13 protein-coding genes and 1 tRNA gene are annotated in these 19,300 nt (G+C 63.2%); 8 read left to right on the top strand and 6 right to left on the bottom strand.

Translation table 11 applies throughout. From position 1 onward, the window contains the following. Positions 1-120: 120 nt before the first annotated feature. From A3AI_RS0115560 to A3AI_RS0115545, 4 genes are all read right to left on the bottom strand, one after another. The gene (locus tag A3AI_RS0115560) at positions 121-1,524 is read right to left on the bottom strand and encodes an MFS transporter (RefSeq protein ID WP_024516475.1); all 1,404 of its coding nucleotides are present in this window, start codon (positions 1,522-1,524) and stop codon (positions 121-123) included. Between the two features lie 100 nt (positions 1,525-1,624). Continuing rightward, positions 1,625-2,839, bottom strand: coding sequence for an MFS transporter (locus A3AI_RS0115555; RefSeq protein WP_024516474.1), 1,215 nt, complete (start codon positions 2,837-2,839; stop codon positions 1,625-1,627). A gap of 2 nt (positions 2,840-2,841) precedes the next feature. After that, positions 2,842-3,510: a GntR family transcriptional regulator gene (locus A3AI_RS0115550; RefSeq protein WP_024516473.1), complete on the bottom strand. Its 669-nt coding sequence runs from the start codon at positions 3,508-3,510 to the stop codon at positions 2,842-2,844. 202 nt (positions 3,511-3,712) lie between these two features. Further along, positions 3,713-5,116 (bottom strand): glycosyltransferase, encoded by a 1,404-nt coding sequence (locus A3AI_RS0115545; RefSeq protein WP_245286898.1) that lies wholly within the window; start codon positions 5,114-5,116, stop codon positions 3,713-3,715. Between the two features lie 361 nt (positions 5,117-5,477). Between A3AI_RS0115545 and A3AI_RS0115540 the strand changes: the two genes are divergently transcribed. Next, the gene (locus tag A3AI_RS0115540; RefSeq protein WP_024516471.1) at positions 5,478-6,719 is read left to right on the top strand and encodes an LLM class flavin-dependent oxidoreductase; all 1,242 of its coding nucleotides are present in this window, start codon (positions 5,478-5,480) and stop codon (positions 6,717-6,719) included. Between the two features lie 59 nt (positions 6,720-6,778). Here the strand turns inward: A3AI_RS0115540 and A3AI_RS0115535 are convergent, their stop codons facing one another. After that, positions 6,779-7,597: an SGNH/GDSL hydrolase family protein gene (locus tag A3AI_RS0115535; protein WP_024516470.1), complete on the bottom strand. Its 819-nt coding sequence runs from the start codon at positions 7,595-7,597 to the stop codon at positions 6,779-6,781. Between the two features lie 209 nt (positions 7,598-7,806). On the opposite strand from A3AI_RS0115535, the gene A3AI_RS0115530 reads away from it, so the two are divergent. Together A3AI_RS0115530 and A3AI_RS0115525 are read left to right on the top strand one after the other, a co-directional pair. Continuing rightward, on the top strand, positions 7,807-9,165 hold the full coding sequence (locus tag A3AI_RS0115530; protein ID WP_198030129.1) for a cytochrome P450: 1,359 nt from the start codon (positions 7,807-7,809) through the stop codon (positions 9,163-9,165). 112 nt (positions 9,166-9,277) lie between these two features. Beyond that, complete coding sequence (locus A3AI_RS0115525; RefSeq protein ID WP_024516468.1) at positions 9,278-10,645, top strand: cytochrome P450; 1,368 nt, start codon at positions 9,278-9,280, stop codon at positions 10,643-10,645. 109 nt (positions 10,646-10,754) lie between these two features. Here A3AI_RS0115525 and A3AI_RS0115520 read toward each other — a convergent pair whose 3' ends face one another. Continuing rightward, the gene (locus A3AI_RS0115520) at positions 10,755-11,600 is read right to left on the bottom strand and encodes an SDR family NAD(P)-dependent oxidoreductase (protein WP_024516467.1); all 846 of its coding nucleotides are present in this window, start codon (positions 11,598-11,600) and stop codon (positions 10,755-10,757) included. A 209-nt stretch (positions 11,601-11,809) separates the two neighbouring features. On the opposite strand from A3AI_RS0115520, the gene A3AI_RS0115515 reads away from it, so the two are divergent. The 5 genes from A3AI_RS0115515 (at position 11,810) to A3AI_RS0115495 (ending at position 18,766) form a co-directional block, all read left to right on the top strand. After that, positions 11,810-12,769, top strand: a complete 960-nt coding sequence (locus A3AI_RS0115515; protein WP_024516466.1) for a sensor histidine kinase — start codon at positions 11,810-11,812, stop codon at positions 12,767-12,769. A gap of 144 nt (positions 12,770-12,913) precedes the next feature. Beyond that, positions 12,914-14,680: a putative bifunctional diguanylate cyclase/phosphodiesterase gene (locus A3AI_RS0115510; RefSeq protein WP_024516465.1), complete on the top strand. Its 1,767-nt coding sequence runs from the start codon at positions 12,914-12,916 to the stop codon at positions 14,678-14,680. 235 nt (positions 14,681-14,915) lie between these two features. Next, entirely contained in the window at positions 14,916-18,029 is a 3,114-nt protein-coding gene (locus tag A3AI_RS0115505) for a bifunctional diguanylate cyclase/phosphodiesterase (RefSeq protein WP_156927795.1), read from the top strand. Positions 18,030-18,170: 141 nt separating this feature from the next. After that, complete coding sequence (locus A3AI_RS0115500; RefSeq protein WP_024516463.1) at positions 18,171-18,575, top strand: YccF domain-containing protein; 405 nt, start codon at positions 18,171-18,173, stop codon at positions 18,573-18,575. A gap of 114 nt (positions 18,576-18,689) precedes the next feature. Next, positions 18,690-18,766: transfer RNA gene (locus A3AI_RS0115495), tRNA-Arg, on the top strand. Positions 18,767-19,300 lie beyond the last annotated feature (534 nt).

Here is a 19,300-nt window from a genome sequence, read left to right as displayed (position 1 = left end):
GGACATTGACAATGCTACCAAGAACAGATGGTTGCTGCAGCGCAAAACAAAAGGCCGTGTGCTGTCGATCCCCAGAATTTGGACAGAAGTGCGATTGCCGCAACACATTGCGCGCAAACTTCAGGCGGCGCGACGCATCCACGACAAAAATGCGACGCATGTCATAATCGAAAACGCGAAGGTGATCAGCGCTGCAAACAACGCGTGTTGCGCCGTATGCATTGATTCGACCGCGAAGAACACCGCGCCGATGCCGGCAACGCCGGCTGCGTTGGCGATTTGCGCCGTTGTGCCATACATCCCCGAGCCTGCACCGGCAGAGGCCGGCTTCACACTTGCCAGCACTGCACTTGACAGCGGCGCCATCACCAACCCCTGGCCGTAGCCGAAGATCGCGAGCATCAGTGCAAGCGAAAGCGCGGACGGTGCGTGGCTCGCGAATACCAGAGCCGCAATCGCTGCAAGTCCCGCGATTTGGATGGCGCAACCTTCCGCAAGCACCAGGGTACCACGATGCTTGGCACGCGCACCGGCGTGACGTGATGCGACCACAAAGGTTAAGGCCAGGGGCACGAAGACGAGCCCGCCCTGCAGCGGCGGCAGCTGCAATGTTCTTTGCATGAAGACCGTCATCACGAAATAAAATGACAGGTTGGCCAAAAAGAAAAAGAACGCCGCACCAAGCCCGCGCATGAAACTCCTGTCCGCAAGCAGCGTGAGATCGATCAGTGGCATGCCGCCGCGTTTCGCCACGCGCCGCTCCAGCTTGAGGAAGGCTGCGAGGATCGCGATGCCGGCGGCCATGATCAGCCAAACGGACGGCGCCCATGCCGCATCGTGGCCGAACAACAGCGGGCCGATCAGACAGGAGAGGCCTGCGAACAGCACGATGGCGCCGGGAATATCGAGCCGCGTCCCCTCTCGGCGCGGCGCTTGCGGCATCAGCCGCAGGCCTGCTGCGATGATGATCAGGCCGAACGGCACGTTGACAAAGAACACCGTGCGCCAGCCGAGATGGCCAAGATCGAGCGTCACCAGAATGCCCCCGAGCGCAAACCCGGCCGCGCCGGCAAGCCCCAGCGTGATGCCGTAAATACCGAAGGCGCGGCCGCGCGCTGAATCGGAAAACAGCAGATGCAGCGTCGCCAGCACCTGCGGCACGATCAGCGCAGCCGTGGCGCCTTGCGCCAGCCGCGCCGCGATCAGCTCCGGACCGGAGCGGGCGAGCCCACACCACAGCGAGGTCGCGGTGAAGCCGATGACGCCGAGCAGAAACACCGGCTTGGTGCCGTAGATGTCTCCCAGCCGTCCGCCAGTCACGATCAAGGTCGCATAGGCGATCAGATAGAGCGAGATGACGGATTCGATCTGCGCCGGACTTGCGTGCAGCTCGGCCGCAATGGTCGGGATCGCGACATTGACGACAAAGGCGTCGACGCCGAACATGAATTGTGCCGCGACCACGATCGCGAGCACCCACCAGCGGCGCGACGTGTCCACGCCGGCCGACACCATCTGATGCATGAGAAGCAAGCCCTGCCCGAATTACGATTGCGGCAGAGAATGGCGCAGCTCACATCATCGGCGCGATTACCTCGGAGGTAAGCAGGGCTTCACGGTTTTGTCAGGGACGGCGGCCGCCCCGCTCCACAATGAAATTGCCGATCGCGCCCACCGCCATCAGGACCGAGGTGCCGAGGAACACCGCGCGCATGCCGATGTGGCCGCCGACATAGCCGCCCGCCAGCGGTCCGAGCACCTGGCCGATATATTGCGCCGACACCGAATAGCCCAGGATGCCGCCAGCAATGATCTCCGGCACGTTGTGGCGAATGACGCTGGCAATGCACGGCAACAGCCCGCCAAGCGCAAGCCCCATCAGGAAGCGCAAGACGATGAGCTGCCAGCCATCGACGACGAAGGCCTGCGGGACCAGCAGCACGGCGGAAACGGCAAGGCAGCCGGTGATGACTGTCCAGTGTCCGACCCGGTCAGCGAGCTTGCCGAGCTGCGACGACGACAAGATGGCGCCCAGCGCCGCCGCCGACATCACGATGCCTGCAATGAACGTCACCTGCGCGGGCACGACAAGCTGCGCCACGTAGACCGTGATGATCGGCTCGATCGACATGTTGGCAATCATCAGCAGCACGCCGGTTGCAAACATCGCGACGATCGGGCGCTTGTCGGGGATCGCGCCCCACCCGCCGCGCGACTTGCCCTTCGCCTGCGGCGGCCGCTTCTCTTCGCGGATGAAGAAGGTGGTGCCGAGAAAGGTGATGAAGATGACCGCACCCGCCAGCCAGAAGGTGGCGCGGATGCCGATCAGCGCCGGCAGCCCGCCACCGATCAGGGGTCCCACGACATTGCCGGCCATGATGCCGGAGGACATCACGCCGAGCGCCCAGCCGGACCGCTCCTTCGGCGTTTGCGCCGCGACCAGCACCATCGAGCCCGAGGCGTAGCCGCCGAGCAGCCCCGTCAGCAGCCGCAGACCTACCAGCTCCCAGACGCTGTGCGCCATGCCGATCAGCGACATCGCAACCGCCATGCCGAGGCTGGCGCGGATCAGCATCAGCTTGCGGCCGTAGCGGTCCCCGAGCCGTCCCCACAATGGCGCCGTCAGCGCGGCGCTGAGGAAGGTCGCGCCATAGGCGATGCCCGACCATTGCACGATGGCGGCGTGGTCCGTCACGCCCAGCTGCTCGACATAGAGCGGCAGGAACGGCAACAGCAGCGTCATCGCCACGATGGTGGTGAACGAGCCGAACACGCAAACGACCAGGTTGCGCTTCCAATGGCCGGCGTCGAGATTGATTTCCTGAACGGTCGCGTCCATCGCTAGCGTCCCCCGATCACGGCGAAGCCGCGCGCACGCAAGCCACGGCGGTCGTCGTTGAGCGAACGAAGCAGGCGATCGCGGGTATCGCGGATGTGTTCGGCGGCGACGCGCACCGCCTCGTCGGGCTGGTTGCGGCGAATGCAATCGAGAATGCGCCGGTGCTCGGCCCAGGCCTGCTCACGCGACGGCTCGGTCCAGACTTCCAGCCAGCGCGCCCGCGACAGCCGCGCCATGACACTCTCGATCGCCTTGACGATGAACGGATTGCCCGAGAGGCGCGCGATCGCGACATGGAAGTCGGTGCCGACGCGGTGCCACTCCTCGCGCGGCGCGCCCGATTGACAGGCGTCCAGCATCTCCTCGATCGCGGCAAGATCCGCTTCGCTTGCGCGGGCACAGGCGAGACGCACGGCCGTGGCTTCCAGGGGCTCGCGATATTCGGACAGCGCTTCCAGCTCGCCGAGGTCGATCGGAGCGACGATCCAGTTGCGGCCGTCGCGGCGGACCAGCTCTTCCCCTTCCAGCCGCACCAAGGCCGCCCGGATCGGGGTACGCGAACCGGCAAAGCGGCTTTCCAGCCAGCGCTCCGTCATCCGCTCGCCAGGTCCAAGGTCCAGCGAAAGGATCATCTCGCGCAACTGGTCATAAATCTGGAGCATCTGCGACATGGTGGAGCTTCGCCGGGGAAACGAACGGGAGTGGATTTGGGTCCACTCTAGATATCCCAATTTGGGATACCGAGAAAGCCGGAATTGGGATACCGAGGTAGACCACCAGCGAATAGCTGCCGGAAACCACCGATTTGACACTCATTTTGTGCAAAATAGAGCGAAGCGGCCGGCGGACGGCTTCCAGCAGGCCGACTTCGGCTCAGACCGCCTTAAGCTTCCGATAGGCGAACCAGACCATCTTCAGCAGCAGCCAGCCGTCGCGGAAGCGGGAGATCTGCGTCTCGCCGAAGGTCCGCGCTTTATAATGTATAGGCGTCTCGATGATCTTCAGGTTCTGCTTGGCCGCGCCGAAGATCAGGTCGAAATCGCCGAACGGATCGAAATTGCCGAAATAGCTGCGCTCGCGCGCCAGCACCTCGTAGTCCCGCCGCAGCAGCACCTTGGTGCCGCACAGCGTGTCGGTCAGCCGCGTGTTGACGAGATAGCTGAACAGGTACGCAAAGCAGCGGTTGGCGATGAAGTTGAGCGGTCGCATCGCCTCCTGCTCCATCGGATAGACCAGCCGCGTGCCGTTGACGAACTCCGCCTTCCCGCTCTCGATCACCGCGTGATATTTCGGCAACGCCTCCGGCGGCATGGTGAGGTCGGCATCGAGAATCATCAGCACGTCCTTGCTGGCCGCGGCAAAGCCTTTGCGAACGGCATCGCCCTTGCCCTTGCCGTCCTGTTTCATCACCTTGATGTCCCACTGGCCTCGATAGGCGTCGCGGACGCGCTCGCATTCGGTAAAGGTGTCGTCGCTCGAATTGCCCTCGACGAAGATGATCTCCAGCTCGCTTCCGAAGCGCGGCATGCGGGTGATCGCGCTCTCGATATTACCGCGCTCGTTGCGGCAGGGAATGACGACGCTGACCGAGAGTTTTCGATCCGGGAATTGCCGCACCGGACGACCGACCAGGTAACTGCGCAGGCAGAGCTTCCGGATGCCCGGCAGCGGCGCCACGTAGCGGTTGATCAGGGGACCGAGGCCGAGCCATCGCTGCGGCAGGAGTTGCCGCTGCTCGGCGGAGATCACCTCGAAATCGGCGAGGTCCATCAGATTGAGGAAGTCGGCGTTCGCAATGTAGTTGATCTTCGGCTGCTTGCGCCGCAAGCCGATCGCCTCCGCCGTCATCAGGATCGGCTCCCAGAGATGGGAGTAATAGGAGATCACGATCCGTGTCGAAGGCTCGCAGAGCTGATGAATCAGCCGCAGCGTGCCGTCGATATCCTCGAACATGCCGATGGTATCGGCGATTACGATATAGTCGAACGGGCCCTGAATCGACTTCAGCGTCTCGGGGTCCTCGGCGTCGCCGAGCAGGAAATCAAGCTGGGGATGGCGCGCCCGTGCACGCTCAAGCGTCTGCGGCCCGAAATCGATGCCGACGCCATAGGACGGCTGAAGCGCCGCGAGCAGATCGCCGGTGCCGCAGCCGAGCTCGAGCACCCGCTTTCCCGGCGGGATCAGGAAACGCATGAACTTGAAATCATCCTCGTGATAGGCGGCGTTGAATTTGCGCCAGCTCTCCTGCTCGTCGAGGGAGGCCTCGATTTCCTGCATCAATTGCCGCTTCCGCGGATTTGAAATTTGCGAAGGACCGTCTGTCTGCACCAGAACCATAACTGCCTCGAATGAACACAAAGCGCTTGGCAAGCCGGATCTGCCGCCACCCGCGCCAACCGCGGCCTGCAAAGGGGCCCCGGCGTCGGCGCGGGCGCCTTTTAGACCGAAGCTTTGCCAAACAGAACCCGGTTTGACCCCGTCCCGGCCGCCAAAATTGGCCTGACGGCAAGGTTCAGCCGAATGGGCGGCGCGTGGCTGCCATCCGCCCGGGCGCAATTGCCTTGGGCCGGGCCAGCACGTAGCTTGCCGGAACACAAAACCCAGCCCCACAACAAGAAATTCCGCCCGGAGGAAACCTATGGCGCGCCTGAAGTTCGGAGCCTTTCTCGCCCCGCATCACCCGATCGGCGAGCATCCGATGCTGCAATTCCGCAGGGATCTCGATCTCGTCCAGCAGCTCGACGATCTCGGCTATGACGAGTTCTGGTGCGGCGAGCATCACTCCAGCGGCTGGGAGATGATCGCCTCTCCCGAGATGTTCCTCGCCGCTGCCGGCGAGCGCACCAAGCGCATCAAGCTCGGCACGGGCGTGATCTCGCTGCCCTATCACCACCCCTTCAATGTCGCGCAGCGCATGGTGCAGCTCGACCACATGACCGGCGGCCGCGCGATTTTCGGCTCGGGCCCCGGCGCACTCGCCTCCGACGCGCACACGCTCGGCATCGATCCGATGACCCAGCGCGACCGCCAGGACGAGGCGATCGCCGTGATCCGCCGCCTGTTCGATGGCGAGCGGGTCACCGCCAAAAGCGACTGGTTCACCATGAACGACGCGGCGCTGCAGATCCTGCCCTTGCAGGAGGAGATGCCCTTCGTGGTGGCCTCGCAAATCTCGCCCTCCGGCATGACGCTCGCCGGCAAATACGGCATCGGCATCATCTCGCTCGGCTCGATGTCGACCCAGGGCCTGATGTCGCTGGCCCAGCAATGGCAGTTCGCGGAGGATTCCGCCAAGAAGCATGGCAATGTCGTGAACCGCGCCGACTGGCGCGTGCTGCTGACCTGGCATATCGCCGAGACCCGCGAGCAGGCACGGCGCGAGGCCGGCGCCGGGCTGATGCGCTGGCACAATGAATATAATGTCGGCACCCTGATGCGTCCGGGGCTGACGGCGTTCTCATCGCCGGACGAGGCCGTCGACAAGACCGCCTTTGTCGAAGGCGCCGCCTCCACCATCGGCACGCCCGACGATCTCGTGAAGACGATCAAGAACGTCATGCAGGTGTCCGGCGGCGTCGGCGTCGTCATCGGCTTCGTCCATGACTGGGCGAACCCGGAGAATACCCGCCGCAGCTGGGACATGGTGGCGCGTTACGTGGTGCCGGAAATCAACGGTTATATCGACGGCTTGCGCAAGTCGCAGAAATTCGTGATCGAGAATCGCGCGGTCTTCGAGCGCGCAGGCCAAGCGGTGATGGCCAAGATCATGGAAAACGACAAGGCCGCCGCCGCCCTGGCCCAGACCGGCCCCGGTCGCGTCGCGATCCCGGCGGTGAACGCCCCGGATTTGCAGAAGGCGGCTGCCAAGCAGAAGGCGTGAATGGACGACGATGCCTCTTCACCTTTCCCAAAGGGAGAGGTGAAGAGCCGGCCTCACAACTACTTCCCGTAATAGTCCTGCACCGTCTCCCAGGCGACCTCTTGCAGGAACTTCGCCGTTGGTTGGTCGAGGCCCGCAAGATAGGTGTTACCCACCGGCGAACGGCCGGTCAGTGCGGCCAATGTCGTGCAGGCGGCCAGATAGGTGCCGGCGAGGCTTGGGTGGCGCTTGTCTGGTGCATAGAGAGTGAGCTCTGGCCGCTTCTGCCCCGCACGCGCGAAGGCAAGTCCTGCCGGGATCACCAGCGCGTTGTTGGCGTTGCCGGCAACCGTATAGGCCTCCGCCAGCTGCGCCGTCATTTCCGGCTTGTCGGCATAGGCCCAGGACATGAAGAAGATCGGTCGGGCGCCGCGGGCACGCACGATCTCGCTGTCCGTCTTGGTGGACTTGGCGAAGGCCGCTTTCAGCGTGGGATGGATCGGGCATTGGCTGCAATCCATCATGACAGCGGCGTCGAATAATTTGTCGAGCTTGTTGAAGACGATGTTGTTCTGCCCATCGAACGAATAGCTCGCGATGGCATTGGGACGGAAATAGCTCTCGACATCGTGCCAATCGAGGCCCGCACCGCCGATCGTCACCATGGTGTTGCGGTATTGCTCGTTGTGCTCGGGATCGGCCGCCCTCTCCAGCTGGCCGAGATGATCGGGCATGCCGTTGTTGTAATAAAAGAAGCTGTTGCCGATGAAGATCGCGCTCTTCGGATAGTCGGGACCGAGGCTCGTCACCGCCGGCTTGGTTTGTGTTTGTGCCCGCGCAGCAGGGCTTACGCTGGTCAATGCCAGCAGCACAAAAAGGCTGCGAAAAATTCGGTGCATTTTCAAACTTCCCTCCCTGCGCAGACCTTTACGACCAATTGGCACAACGTCGGCACGGCCGCACTGATTTTGCCTGCTTTTCCTGCGGTCCAAATTTGGCACAAAGCAGATTCCGGCGATCAGCCGATACACAATTAATCGCGACAAAGCCGTGATAGCGGCTATGATGCGTGTAAGCGAGGCCCACGCCGGAGCAACTGCCGATGTCGATGGTTCTTCCCTCACAGAGCTTGACACCGCCCAAGCGCAACACGTTGACCCATATTCCGGGCGACGAGGGCTGGCCGATCATCGGCAGGACGCTGGCGGCGTTGGCGGATCCCAAGGGGCATGTCGAGCAGAACGCCAGGAAATATGGCCCGGTCTATCGCACCCATATGTTCGGCGAGACCTCGATCTCGCTGCTCGGGCCCGAGGCCAACGAGCTCGTGCTGTTCGACCAGGCCAAGCAGTTTTCCTCTGAGCTCGGCTGGGGCCCCATCCTCGGTCTCTTGTTTCCGCGCGGATTGATGCTGCGCGATTTCGACGAGCACCGCGCGCATCGCAAGGCGCTTTCCGTCGCTTTCAAGTCTGGACCGATGAAGTCCTATCTCGCCGAGCTCGACAAGGGCGTCGCCGCGCGGGTCGCAACGTGGAAGAAGCAGCCGGGCGAGATGCTGCTCTATCCCGCGATGAAGCAGTTGACGCTGGATCTCGCCGCGACCTCCTTCCTCGGCGCCGACATCGGCCCGGAGGTTGCGGAGATCAACAAGGCCTTCATCGATATGGTCGCCGCAGCCGTGGCGCCGATCCGCAGACCCCTGCCCGGAACGCAGATGGGGCGCGGCGTGAGGGGACGCAAGCGCATCATCGCCTATTTCTCCGAACAGATTCCAATCCGCCGCAAGCGTGGCGGCGAGGATCTGTTCTCGCAACTGTGCCAGGCCACCCATGAAGACGGTGCGCTGCTGTCCGAGCAGGACATCATCGACCACATGAGCTTCCTGATGATGGCCGCGCATGACACGCTGACCTCTTCGCTGACCTCGTTCGTCGGAGAGCTTGCCGCGCATCCGGAGTGGCAGGACAAACTGCGCAACGAAGTCGCAGGCCTCGGGCTGGGGACGGACGCGCCGACCGGTCTCGACCATCTCGATGCGCTGCCGCTCACCGAGATGGCGTTCAAGGAGGCGCTGCGGAAGAAGCCGCCGGTGCCCTCGATGCCGCGGCGCGCGGTTCGCGACTTCACCTTCATGGGCTATGCGGTCCCTGCGGGCACGTTGGTCGCCGTCAATCCGCTATACAGCCATCACATGCCGGATATCTGGATCGACCCCGATTCGTTCGATCCGACGCGCTTCGCCGACGAGGCACAGCGCAACCGTCATCGCTTTGCCTTCGTGCCGTTCGGCGGCGGCGCGCATATGTGCCTGGGGCTCCACTTCGCCTATATGCAGGCGAAATGCTTTGCGCGGCACTTTTTGCAGAACCTCACGGTCGCGCTGCCGGAGGGTTACAAGCCGGCCTGGCAGATGTGGCCGATCCCCAAGCCGCGCGACGGCCTGCGCGTGGTGGTGAGAGCGGCCTGAAGGATTCGTTACGCAGGTAACTCAATAAATCGGCGACATGGGCAAACTTGGTCACCAAACGGTGCCACGACGCCCACATTGTGGCGGCGCAATCAAGGAGTGCCCGCCTGCCATGTCGATCGTTCTCCCCTCACAGGGCTTCACCCCACCCAAACGCAATTCGCTCAAGCATATTCCAGGCGATGAGGGCTGGCCGATCATCGGCAACACGCTTAAAGCCCTGGCCGATCCCAAAGGGGATGTCGAGAGGCGCGCCAGGAAGTATGGCCTAGTCCATCGGACCCATCTCTTCGGCGAGACCTGCATCTGGTTGCTGGGGCCCGAGGCCAATGAACTCGTGCTGTTCGACCAGGCCAGACAATTTTCCGCCGAGCACGGTTGGAGCCGCTTTTTTGGATTGGTGTTTCCGCGCGGATTGATGACGCGCGATTTCGACGAGCATCGAATTCATCGCAAGGCCTTATCAGTCGCCTTCAAGGCGGGACCGATGAAGTCCTATCTGGCCGAACTCGACAAGGGCATTGCGGCACGGATCAGCAGGTGGAAGCAGCAACCCGGCGAGATGCTGATATACCCCGCGACAAAGCGGCTCATGCTCGATCTTGCCGCGAAATCGTTCCTCGGCGCCGATATCGGACCCGAGGCCGACAAGATCAACGAGGCCTTCATCGACATGCTGGAGGCTGCGGCGGCACCGATCCGCCGGCCATTGCCGGGCACGCAGATGGCGCGTGGCCTCAAGGGGCGCAAACGCATCGAGGCCTATTTCTCCGAGCAGATTCCGATCCGGCGCAAGCGAGGCGGCGGCGATGATTTGTTCTCGCAATTGTGCCAGGCAACCCATGACGGTGGTTCGCCGCTCACCGAGCAGGACGTCATCGATCACATGGGCACCCTGATGATAGCAGCGCATGACACGGTGACATCGTCGCTGACGTCGTTTGTCTACGAACTGGCTATACATTCCCAATGGCAAACGCGGCTGCGCCAGGAAGTGATGGAACTTGGGCTTGCAGGCGATGCGCCGATGCGTTTCGAGGATCTCAGCAACATGCCACTGACCGAGATGGCGTTCAACGAGACGCTGCGGAAGCGGCCGCCCGCAGCCATTGTGCCACGACGGCCTGTGCGCGATTTCACTTTCAAGGGCTTGGCCATCCCAGCGGGGACCTTGGTCATACTCAATCCGGGCTTCACCCATCATATGCCGGAGATCTGGCCCGAGCCGGATAGGTTCGATCCCACGCGCTTCACCGAGCAGGCGCAACGAGACCGCCATCGCTTCGCATTCGTGCCATTCGGCGGCGGCGCGCATATGTGCTTGGGGCTGCACTTCGCCTATATGGAGGCAAAGTGCTTTGCGCGGCATCTGCTGCAGAATTTCTCGTTCTCGCTGCCGGCGGGCTACAGGCCGGAATGGCAGCCGTTGCCGAACCCGAAGCCTCGCGACGGCTTGCGGGTAGTGATGAAGCCGGTGTGAATCTCGCCCGTCATTCCGGGGCGGTGCGAAGCACCGAACTATGGTGCGCACCTGAGAATCCCGAGATTCAGGGCTCGCCTCTCCGAGGCGCCCCGGAAAGACAACCGCATCACGTCCCCTTATTACCATCGAACGCCTTGCGCAGCGCGACATAGCCTTGTTGCTGCTGGGTCCAGTTGCGCCCACCGGTAATGGCGCCGTCGACCACGAGATCGTGCCCGTTGATGAAGGTGGATTCGTCGCTCGCCAGGAATACCGCGGCATAGGCGATGTCGTCGGGGAGCCCGGCGCGCGGGATCGGCTGCGCGCTCTTGTAGACCTCGCGCATGACAGGCGGGGTGTTCTCGGCCGCCTCGACCGTGAGGCCCAGCGCCTTGGCAAAGATACCAGTCGCGATCGCGCCCGGCGAGATCGAATTGACGCGCACGCCGGCCTCGCCGAGCTCCATGGCGACGCATTTGGTGAGATGGATCACCGCTGCCTTCGCGGCACCATAGACCATCGAGGAGGAGAAGCCGGCCAGCCGTCCCGCAATGCTACCATTGTTGATGATGCTGCCAAAGCCCTGCTTCCGCATGATGGGGGCGGCATGCTTCATGCCGAGCATCACGCTCCGCACCAGGGTTGCCATGGCAAGATCGAAGCGCTCGACCTCGAGCCCTTCGATGCCGCCGGTCTGCGCGGGTCCACCGGCATTGTTGAAGATACAGTCGAGGCGGCCGAATTTGTCCACCGCGAGCGCGGTCAGCGCCTTGACCTGATCCTCCACCGTGACGTCGGTCTGGCGGAAGATGCAGTCCGGGCCGAGCGCTTTGGCCAGAGCTTCGCCTTCAGCAATGCGCCGACCTGCAATGATCAGCCTCGCGCCCTCGGCCATGAAGACTTCCGCCGTACGCAGGCCGATTCCGCTGGTGGCCCCCGTGATGATCGCGACCTTGCCACCGAGACGTCCCATGGCGTTCCCCCCTGATTGCCTCTACCTCGAACGAAACTGATCCTAGCCGAAACCGCGCATCGCCTGGAATCAATATTCCCGACCGGCAGAAGCCAGGGACAAGCTATGCGTGTCACCATGAAGCGCGTATCCTTTCAGCGGATAACCTTGGGGATGCGCACTGGTGCCGCCATGTTCCGGCTCCATTCATCCATCGGAATGGGAGGAAGATGAGGTTATACGACGAGTTCCGGCGTGGCTGGCAGGGGATTTCACTGCCGTCTCCCCTGTTTGGCATCGGCTTTGCGGCGTTCTGCCTCGCGCTCGGCACCAGCGCGCGCTGGGGCTTCTCGCTGATACGCCCCGACATCTACTTCACGCCCTATGTTCCGGCCGTGTTCTTTGCCACCGCGGTGGCGGGCTTGCGGGCCGGCGTCTTCACCGCACTTGCCAGCGGCGTCCTTGGCCTCATCGTGAATTTCGGCGACACACACGCGGACTCCGCGCGCGTGGCGCTGTTGCTGATCTATTGGGCAGTTTGTGCGCTGATGATCTTGGGCGTGCACCATTACCGCTCGATCGTCGCGCGGGAGCGGCGCACCACCAAGCGCCTGATGGAGGAGGAGGAATACCGCAAGCTCGTGGTTGCCGAACTACAGCACCGGCTGAAGAACAAGCTGTCGACCATCCATGCCGTCCTGCACCAAGTCCTGGAAAAGGAGCCGAAGATCTGGGCCGGCATCGACCATCGACTGCGCGCGCTGTCGACGGTCGACGATCTGATCGCGCGAGTTGACAATGCCGGCTGCGACATCAAGGATCTGCTGCTCTCCGAGCTTGGGCCCTACGGCCATGTTCGCTTCAACCTGAACGGCGAGCCGCTGTTCCTGCCCGCCAAGCTCGCGGTGAGCCTGTCGCTGATGTTCCACGAACTCGCCACCAACGCCGCGAAATATGGCGCATTCTCCGCCGCGCGCGGCTTCCTGCAGGTGTCGTGGACCATGTCGGACGACCGCCTCAATGTCACCTGGGACGAGACCGAGGGCCCGACCATCAACCAGGTGGGACCGGCCGGGTTCGGCACCAAGTTGCTGAGATCGGCATTGCTGTCTTTCGACGGCAAGACCGAGATTGCCTATTTGAAGACCGGCATCCACTGCACCATGCAATGCCGCATCCCCAAAGCGTGACGACTGCGGCCTTCACTGCGTTGATGGTCTGTTAATGACGCGGCGCAAGGCCATGGCATGCGGCTCCGCACCGCGCCGCGGTGGCGCTGTTTCTCCGCGGCCCTTAACCAAACCTAAGAGGGAGGAGCGGCAAGATCGACGCCCATGCAACACCGTGTCGCCCATTCGCACCCGACCGGCACGCCGGAGGCCGATGCCCCTCGCTCCTGCGAGGCCGAGCTTGGCTTTCTGAAGGACGTGTTCGCGGCGCTGCCCGCCGGCGTCACGGTTCTGGACGAGCACGGTCAGTTCATCTTGATGAACGACGCTGCAGCGACACAGTTGCGCGCACCCGATCGATCCGGCGGATTGCGCGGCCGCCGGGAGACCGGTCTCGAGCTCCTGCACTCCGACCGCGCGCTCATCACCGAGGAGGCGATTGGCGAGGGTGCGTCCCGCCAGGTGTGGCTCACCGCTCATCGCCCCGCGCAGATCGGCGACCGCAAGCTCCTGATCTCGAGCTCGGCCGACATCAGCGAGCAGAAGGCCTTCGAGGACCACCTGTTCCACTCAGCCTATTATGACGAATTGACCGGCCTGCCATCGCGCAGCGTGATCGAACATCGCGCCAACAGCCTGCTCGCGAAAAATACCGTCGAGAAATTCGCGCTCGCCTTCCTCGACCTCGACAATTTCAAGCACATCAACGACTATTACGGCCATGGCATCGGCGACACGCTGCTGGTCGAGCTTGCCAAGCGCCTGAGCCGCGGCCTGCGCGCCACCGACATGTTGTCGCGCATCTCCGGCGACGAATTCCTGCTGCTGCTGTCGCCGGTCGAGAATGCGCAGGAGGTCGCCGATTACCTGCAATCGACGATCGAGCATCTGAGCGCGCCGTTCTTCATCGACGGCTCGGAGATCTTCGCCTCCACCTCGGTCGGCGTCAGCCTCTATCCCGAGCATGGCACGAGCTACAAAGTACTGCGCCAGAACGCCGACATCGCGATGTACCGCGTCAAGAACGAGGGCAAGGGCGCCGCCGCCTTCTTCGATACGCGCATGGAGCGCGAGGCGCTCGCGCGCACCAAGCTCGAGCAGTCGCTGCGGCTTGCGATCCTGGACAAGCGGTTCTGCTGCGCCTTCCAGGCCAAGGTCGATATCCGCAGCAAGGCGGTCAAGGGCATCGAGGCGCTGGTGCGGCTGCGCGACGACGAGGACGTGATCCAGGCGCCGGGCTCCTTCATCAACCTCGCCGTCGAGCTCGGGCTGATCGACGAACTCACCCATCTTGTGCTGGCCGAGATCGTCCGGTCGATCGACCCGATCAACGACAATTTCGGCCCCGACGCCACGATCAGCATCAATGTCGCGGCCAAGCAGGCCTGCAACCTCGATTTCATGCGCTCATTCGCACGGGCGCTGGACGCGACCGGCTTTCCCAAGCGCTTCATGATCGAGGTGACGGAGGATGCGTTCGTCGCCAAGAGCCATTTCCAGCAGCATATCCTGCCGCTCCTGCGCGAGATCGGGGTCGGCATCTCGATCGACGACTTCGGCACCGGCTATTCCTCGCTCTCGGCGCTCGCCGACATCACCGCCGACGAGATCAAGATCGACCGCTCCTTCATCACCGACATCCATAAGCGCCCGCGCAGCCAGGGCATTTTGCGCGCGGTGGAGTCGTTGAGCGAAGCGCTGGGCATGACGGTCATCGCGGAAGGGCTCGAATCCTTCGAGGAGCTCGCCTATCTGCAGGCAGCGACCAAGATTCGCTACGCCCAGGGCTATTACTTCTCCCAGCCGATTTTCCTCGAGGAGCTCAAGCGCGCCGCTCCGCTCACAAGCGAGGCGCGCGTCAGCCTCGCCAGCCGTCCGGTCCAGTCGAACCGTCCCGGTTTTTTGCCGCGCGAGCGCGGCTCGCGACGCTAAAGCGCGATGAGATTTGGTTGAATCGTCATCGCGCTTTAGGTCCTTGATTGAGCATGATCTTTTCGGAAAACCGCTACACACTTTTCCGGATCATGCTCTAGTTAAGAAGCGGCTAATCGCTGCCGCACATCGCGCCATATGCGCAGACATTGAGCGGTTAAATCTTGATTAACCGGATTTGCTAACCGCTTATGCCATTTCCGCATCGTATGCATTCACCCCAGGAGTGGCGGGAATGCGAGGTGTGATCTCCAGGGTCTGGTCCGGAACGACCGGCGGCGTCGCGGGCCGGCTCGGGCGGCTGCTGCGCGTTCGCCGCGGCCCGGTCGCGTGGCTCACGCTGTGCGGCACGCTCCTGGTGATCGCGATCTTCGTCGGCACCATCATGATGGTCGATGAATTCCGCGAGCGCGCGATCCATAATGCCGAGCGCGAGTTGCAGAACACGGTGATGCTGCTGACGCGGCATTTCGACCAGCAGTTCGAGGATTCCGAGACCGTCGCCTCTGAAATCATGGCGCAGATGAGGATTTCCGGCGCGTCGACGCCGGATGCCTTCCGGGAGCAGATGTCGACGCCCGACGCACACTTGATGCTGCGCTCCCGGGTCAGCGCACTCTCCTATATCGGCGATGTCGCGATCTTCGATATCGACGGCAAGCTGCTCACCTGGTCGCGCCCGGACCCGATTCCGGATATCAATATCTCCGGACGTCACTACTTCAAGGAGTTCAAGACCGATCCGCAAGCTGCGCCGGTCGCAGTCGAGGCAGCACGAAGCTATGTCGACGACGGTCTGACCACGATCATCGCCCACCGGCTGAACGCAGCCGACGGCACCATTTTGGGGGTAATGGCGCGCCGTGTCGATCCGATCAATTACGAACTCTTCTTCGCGTCCCTTGCACTCGGCCAAGGCTCGGCGATCTCCATGTTCCATACGGACGGGACGATGCTGGCGCGTTTTCCGCACATCAACGCGCTGATCGGCAAGAAGCCGCCACAAACGCCGCTGCTGCAACGGATCCAGACGCACGGTGGCGTGCAGACGCTGCGGATCAAGAGCCCGATCGACGGCCAGGACCGGCTCGGTGCCGGTGCTGCGCTCGGCGGCTTCCCGATCGTGGTGATCGCGACGACGACCACGGCCACTGCGCTGGCGGATTGGCGCGCGCAGACCCGCTTCCTGGTCGTCGCGGCCGCGCTCGCCGCAATCGTGATCGCCTGCATCCTCGTCCTGATCGTGCGCCAGATCAATACGCAGAACCACGAGGCACAACACAAGCTGGAGGCCGAGCGTCTGCGGCTCGACACCGCGCTGAACAACATGACGCAGGGGCTTCTGATGTACGATGCGTCCGCGCGCATCGTCACCTTCAACCAGCGCTACATCGACATGTACAAGCTGTCGCGCGACGTGGTGAAGCCCGGCCTGCATTATTACGACCTGATCCAGCACCGCAAGGACACCGGCTCTTTCGATGGAGACGTCCGCGACTTCTGCGACCCGATCATGCGCGACGTTGCGGCGGGCAAGGTCAACGTGCACGTCATGGAGATCGGCGACGGACGCTGCTTCGAGATCGTCAACAAACCGATTCCACACGGCGGCTGGGTCGCGACCATCGAGGACATCACCGAGCGCCGCAGGCTCGAGCGGGACCTCGACCGCAACTACACCTTCCTGCGCGAGATCATCGACCACATTCCCTCGCAGATCACCGTGAAGGACGCGCGGACGCGGCAATATCTGCTGGCCAACAGCGTCGCCGAATACCACTTCCAGATGTCGCGGGAGGGGATCGTCGGCAAGACCGGGTTCGACATCTTCGACAACGACATCGCCGAAGGCCTGACGGCCGACGACGACACGGCACTGGCGTCCGGCGACGGCTGGTTCCGGGACGAGCATCCCGTCGACACCAAGGTGATGGGACAACGCTACGTCACCTGCCGGCGCATCAATATCCGCGACCAGGGCGGCGAGCCGCGCTACATCATCAACGTGGTCGACGACGTCACCGAGCGCCGCGAGGCGAACGAAAAGATCGCCCATCTCGCCCATTATGACGCGCTGACCGACTTGCCCAACCGCGTGCTGTTCCGCGAGCAGATCGAGCGCGAGCTCGGCCGTGCCAGGCAGGGCGAGCAGTTTGCCCTGCTCTACATCGACATCGATGAATTCAAGGGTATCAACGATTCGCTCGGCCATCATGTCGGCGACGAGCTGTTGAAGACGGTGGCAAGCCGCATCCGCGCCTGCATCAAGCCCGACGACCTGATCGCCCGCCTCGGCGGCGACGAGTTTGCCGTGATCCGGACCGCGGTCAACTCGACCGACGATGTCCTGGACTTCGTGACGCGCCTGCACGAAAGTATCCGCAGGCCCTATCAATGCCTCGGCCACCAGCTGTCGACCGACGCCTCGATCGGCGTTGCGCTGGCGCCGCAGGACGGCACCGAGCTCGACCAGCTGATCAAGAATGCCGATCTTGCGATGTACGCCGCCAAGGCCGGCGGCCGCCGCACCCACCGCTTCTTCGAGCCGTCGATGGATGCGAGCGCCAAGGCACGGCTCTCGATGGAGCAGGACCTGCGCCAGGCCATGGTCGATGGCGGCTTCGAGCTTCATTACCAGCCTCTGGTCGACCTGCGCTCGGGCGAGGTCACCGCCTGCGAGGCGTTGCTGCGTTTTCGCCATCCCGAGCGCGGCATGGTGTCGCCGGCCGAGTTCATCCCGGTCGCCGAGGATACCGGGCTGATCACCGAGCTCGGCGACTGGGTGCTGCGCACGGCCTGCCAGGAGGCGGCGGGCTGGCCCGATCACATCAGGCTGGCGGTCAACGTCTCGCCGGTGCAGCTAAAATGCCAGACGCTGGCGCTGCGGATCGCAAGCGCGCTCGCGACCTCTGGCTTGAAGCCGAGCCGGCTCGAGCTCGAGATCACCGAAGCCGTGCTGATCCGCGACGACGAGGCGGCGCTTGCCATCCTGCACCAGCTGCGCGCCATTGGCGTGCGCATTGCGCTCGACGATTTCGGCACCGGCTTCTCCTCTCTCAGCTATCTGAAACGTTTCCCGTTCGACAAGATCAAGATCGATCGCTGCTTTGTCAGCGACATTTCGGAGGAAGACGGCTCCTCCTCGATCGTTCAGGCGGTAGTGAACATCGCGGCCGCGCTTCATATGACCACGGTGGCCGAAGGCGTCGAGACGTCGGCGCAGCGCGAATTGCTGCGCAAGCTCGGCTGCACCGAGATGCAGGGCTATTTGTTCAGCGCGCCGAGGCCCTGCGCCGAGGTAAGGCATTTGTTCGGCGCTGCCGCGCGCGAAGCGACGGCAGTGGCGTGAAGTCGGGCTCGACCGCCGGAAGCCCGGCCTATCTGCCCGTTCCCGCACGCGTGGCGGCAAAGAGATCGCCCGACGCGGTCTTCGCATTGACAGGATTAGAGCCTATATAAGGGCGGTCATTGCTGGGTCTGGTGATACCCTATGGCTCCTGTTTCCATCCTGCTCAACCTGCTCTGGATTTTCATCGGCGGCGCCTGGATGGCCTTCGGCTGGCTGGTGGCGGCCGTCATCATGGCCGTCACCATCATCGGCCTGCCCTGGGCGCGGGCGGCTTTCAACATCGCCGTCTACACGCTGCTGCCGTTCGGCTCCAGGGCGGTGCGGCGCGACGAGCTCACCGGCGTGAGCGACGTCGGCACCGGCCCGCTCGGCCTGATCGGCAACATCATCTGGTTCGTGCTCGCCGGCTGGTGGCTGGCGCTGGGCCACCTCATCACCGCGGTGATTCTCGCCATCACCATCATCGGCATCCCCTTCGCCTGGGCGCACCTCAAGCTCGCCGGCATCGCGCTATGGCCGATCGGCAAGGTGATTGTGCCGGCCTGAGCGGCGGCGATCGGACCGCCAGCCCGGGGGGCGGCTTGGGGCCGGCGGCCGGCGTTCCATGGCCACACAGGCCATTGCCGGTGCGGGACCAATCGGCTAAAGGATCGCCCCTAGGCACCCGTAGCTCAGCTGGATAGAGCGTTGCCCTCCGAAGGCAAAGGTCACACGTTCGAATCGTGTCGGGTGCGCCATGCTTTGCCCTTCGGGCTTCGCGTGGGGCAAGCCGCTCCAGACTGAAGGGCGAGGAGATGTGTCCGGCGAAGCCGGACTACCAATCGCGGCGATCCAGCTTCGGCAGCGTGTCACCAGTTCTCCTCGCAAACTGAATTCTCGTACTACGAGTTTCGAACAGCTTCTCCGCTGTCGTCGCCAATCGCCGCCGTAGTGTATGTAGACGTCGCTGACGAGCCTGCCCGCGGTGCCGATCACAACCCATCCCATCCACGATGCGGGGCGCGATCGCGAAGGAACTCAACGATCGCGGCATTCCGCCAATGATGACCGGGGGCTCCCAAGCATGATCCGGAAAAGTGTGGAGCGGTTTTCCGAAAAGATCATGCTCAATCAAAGACCTAAAGCGCGATGACGATTCAACCAAATCTCATCGCGCCTTAGGGGCGGCGGTTGCTTGATACCACCCGCCGCGACAACGATCTCTATTTCAAAGATTAGCTTGCAACCTATACGCGCCAAAGAAATTCGTGTAGGGTTATATTGTTGCCCTC

It is taken from the genome of Bradyrhizobium sp. Tv2a-2, assembly GCF_000472425.1.
GTDB lineage: Bacteria > Pseudomonadota > Alphaproteobacteria > Rhizobiales > Xanthobacteraceae > Bradyrhizobium.
The sequence above is the reverse complement of the archived record's forward strand: the minus strand, read 5'-3'. Positions and strand labels throughout refer to the sequence as shown.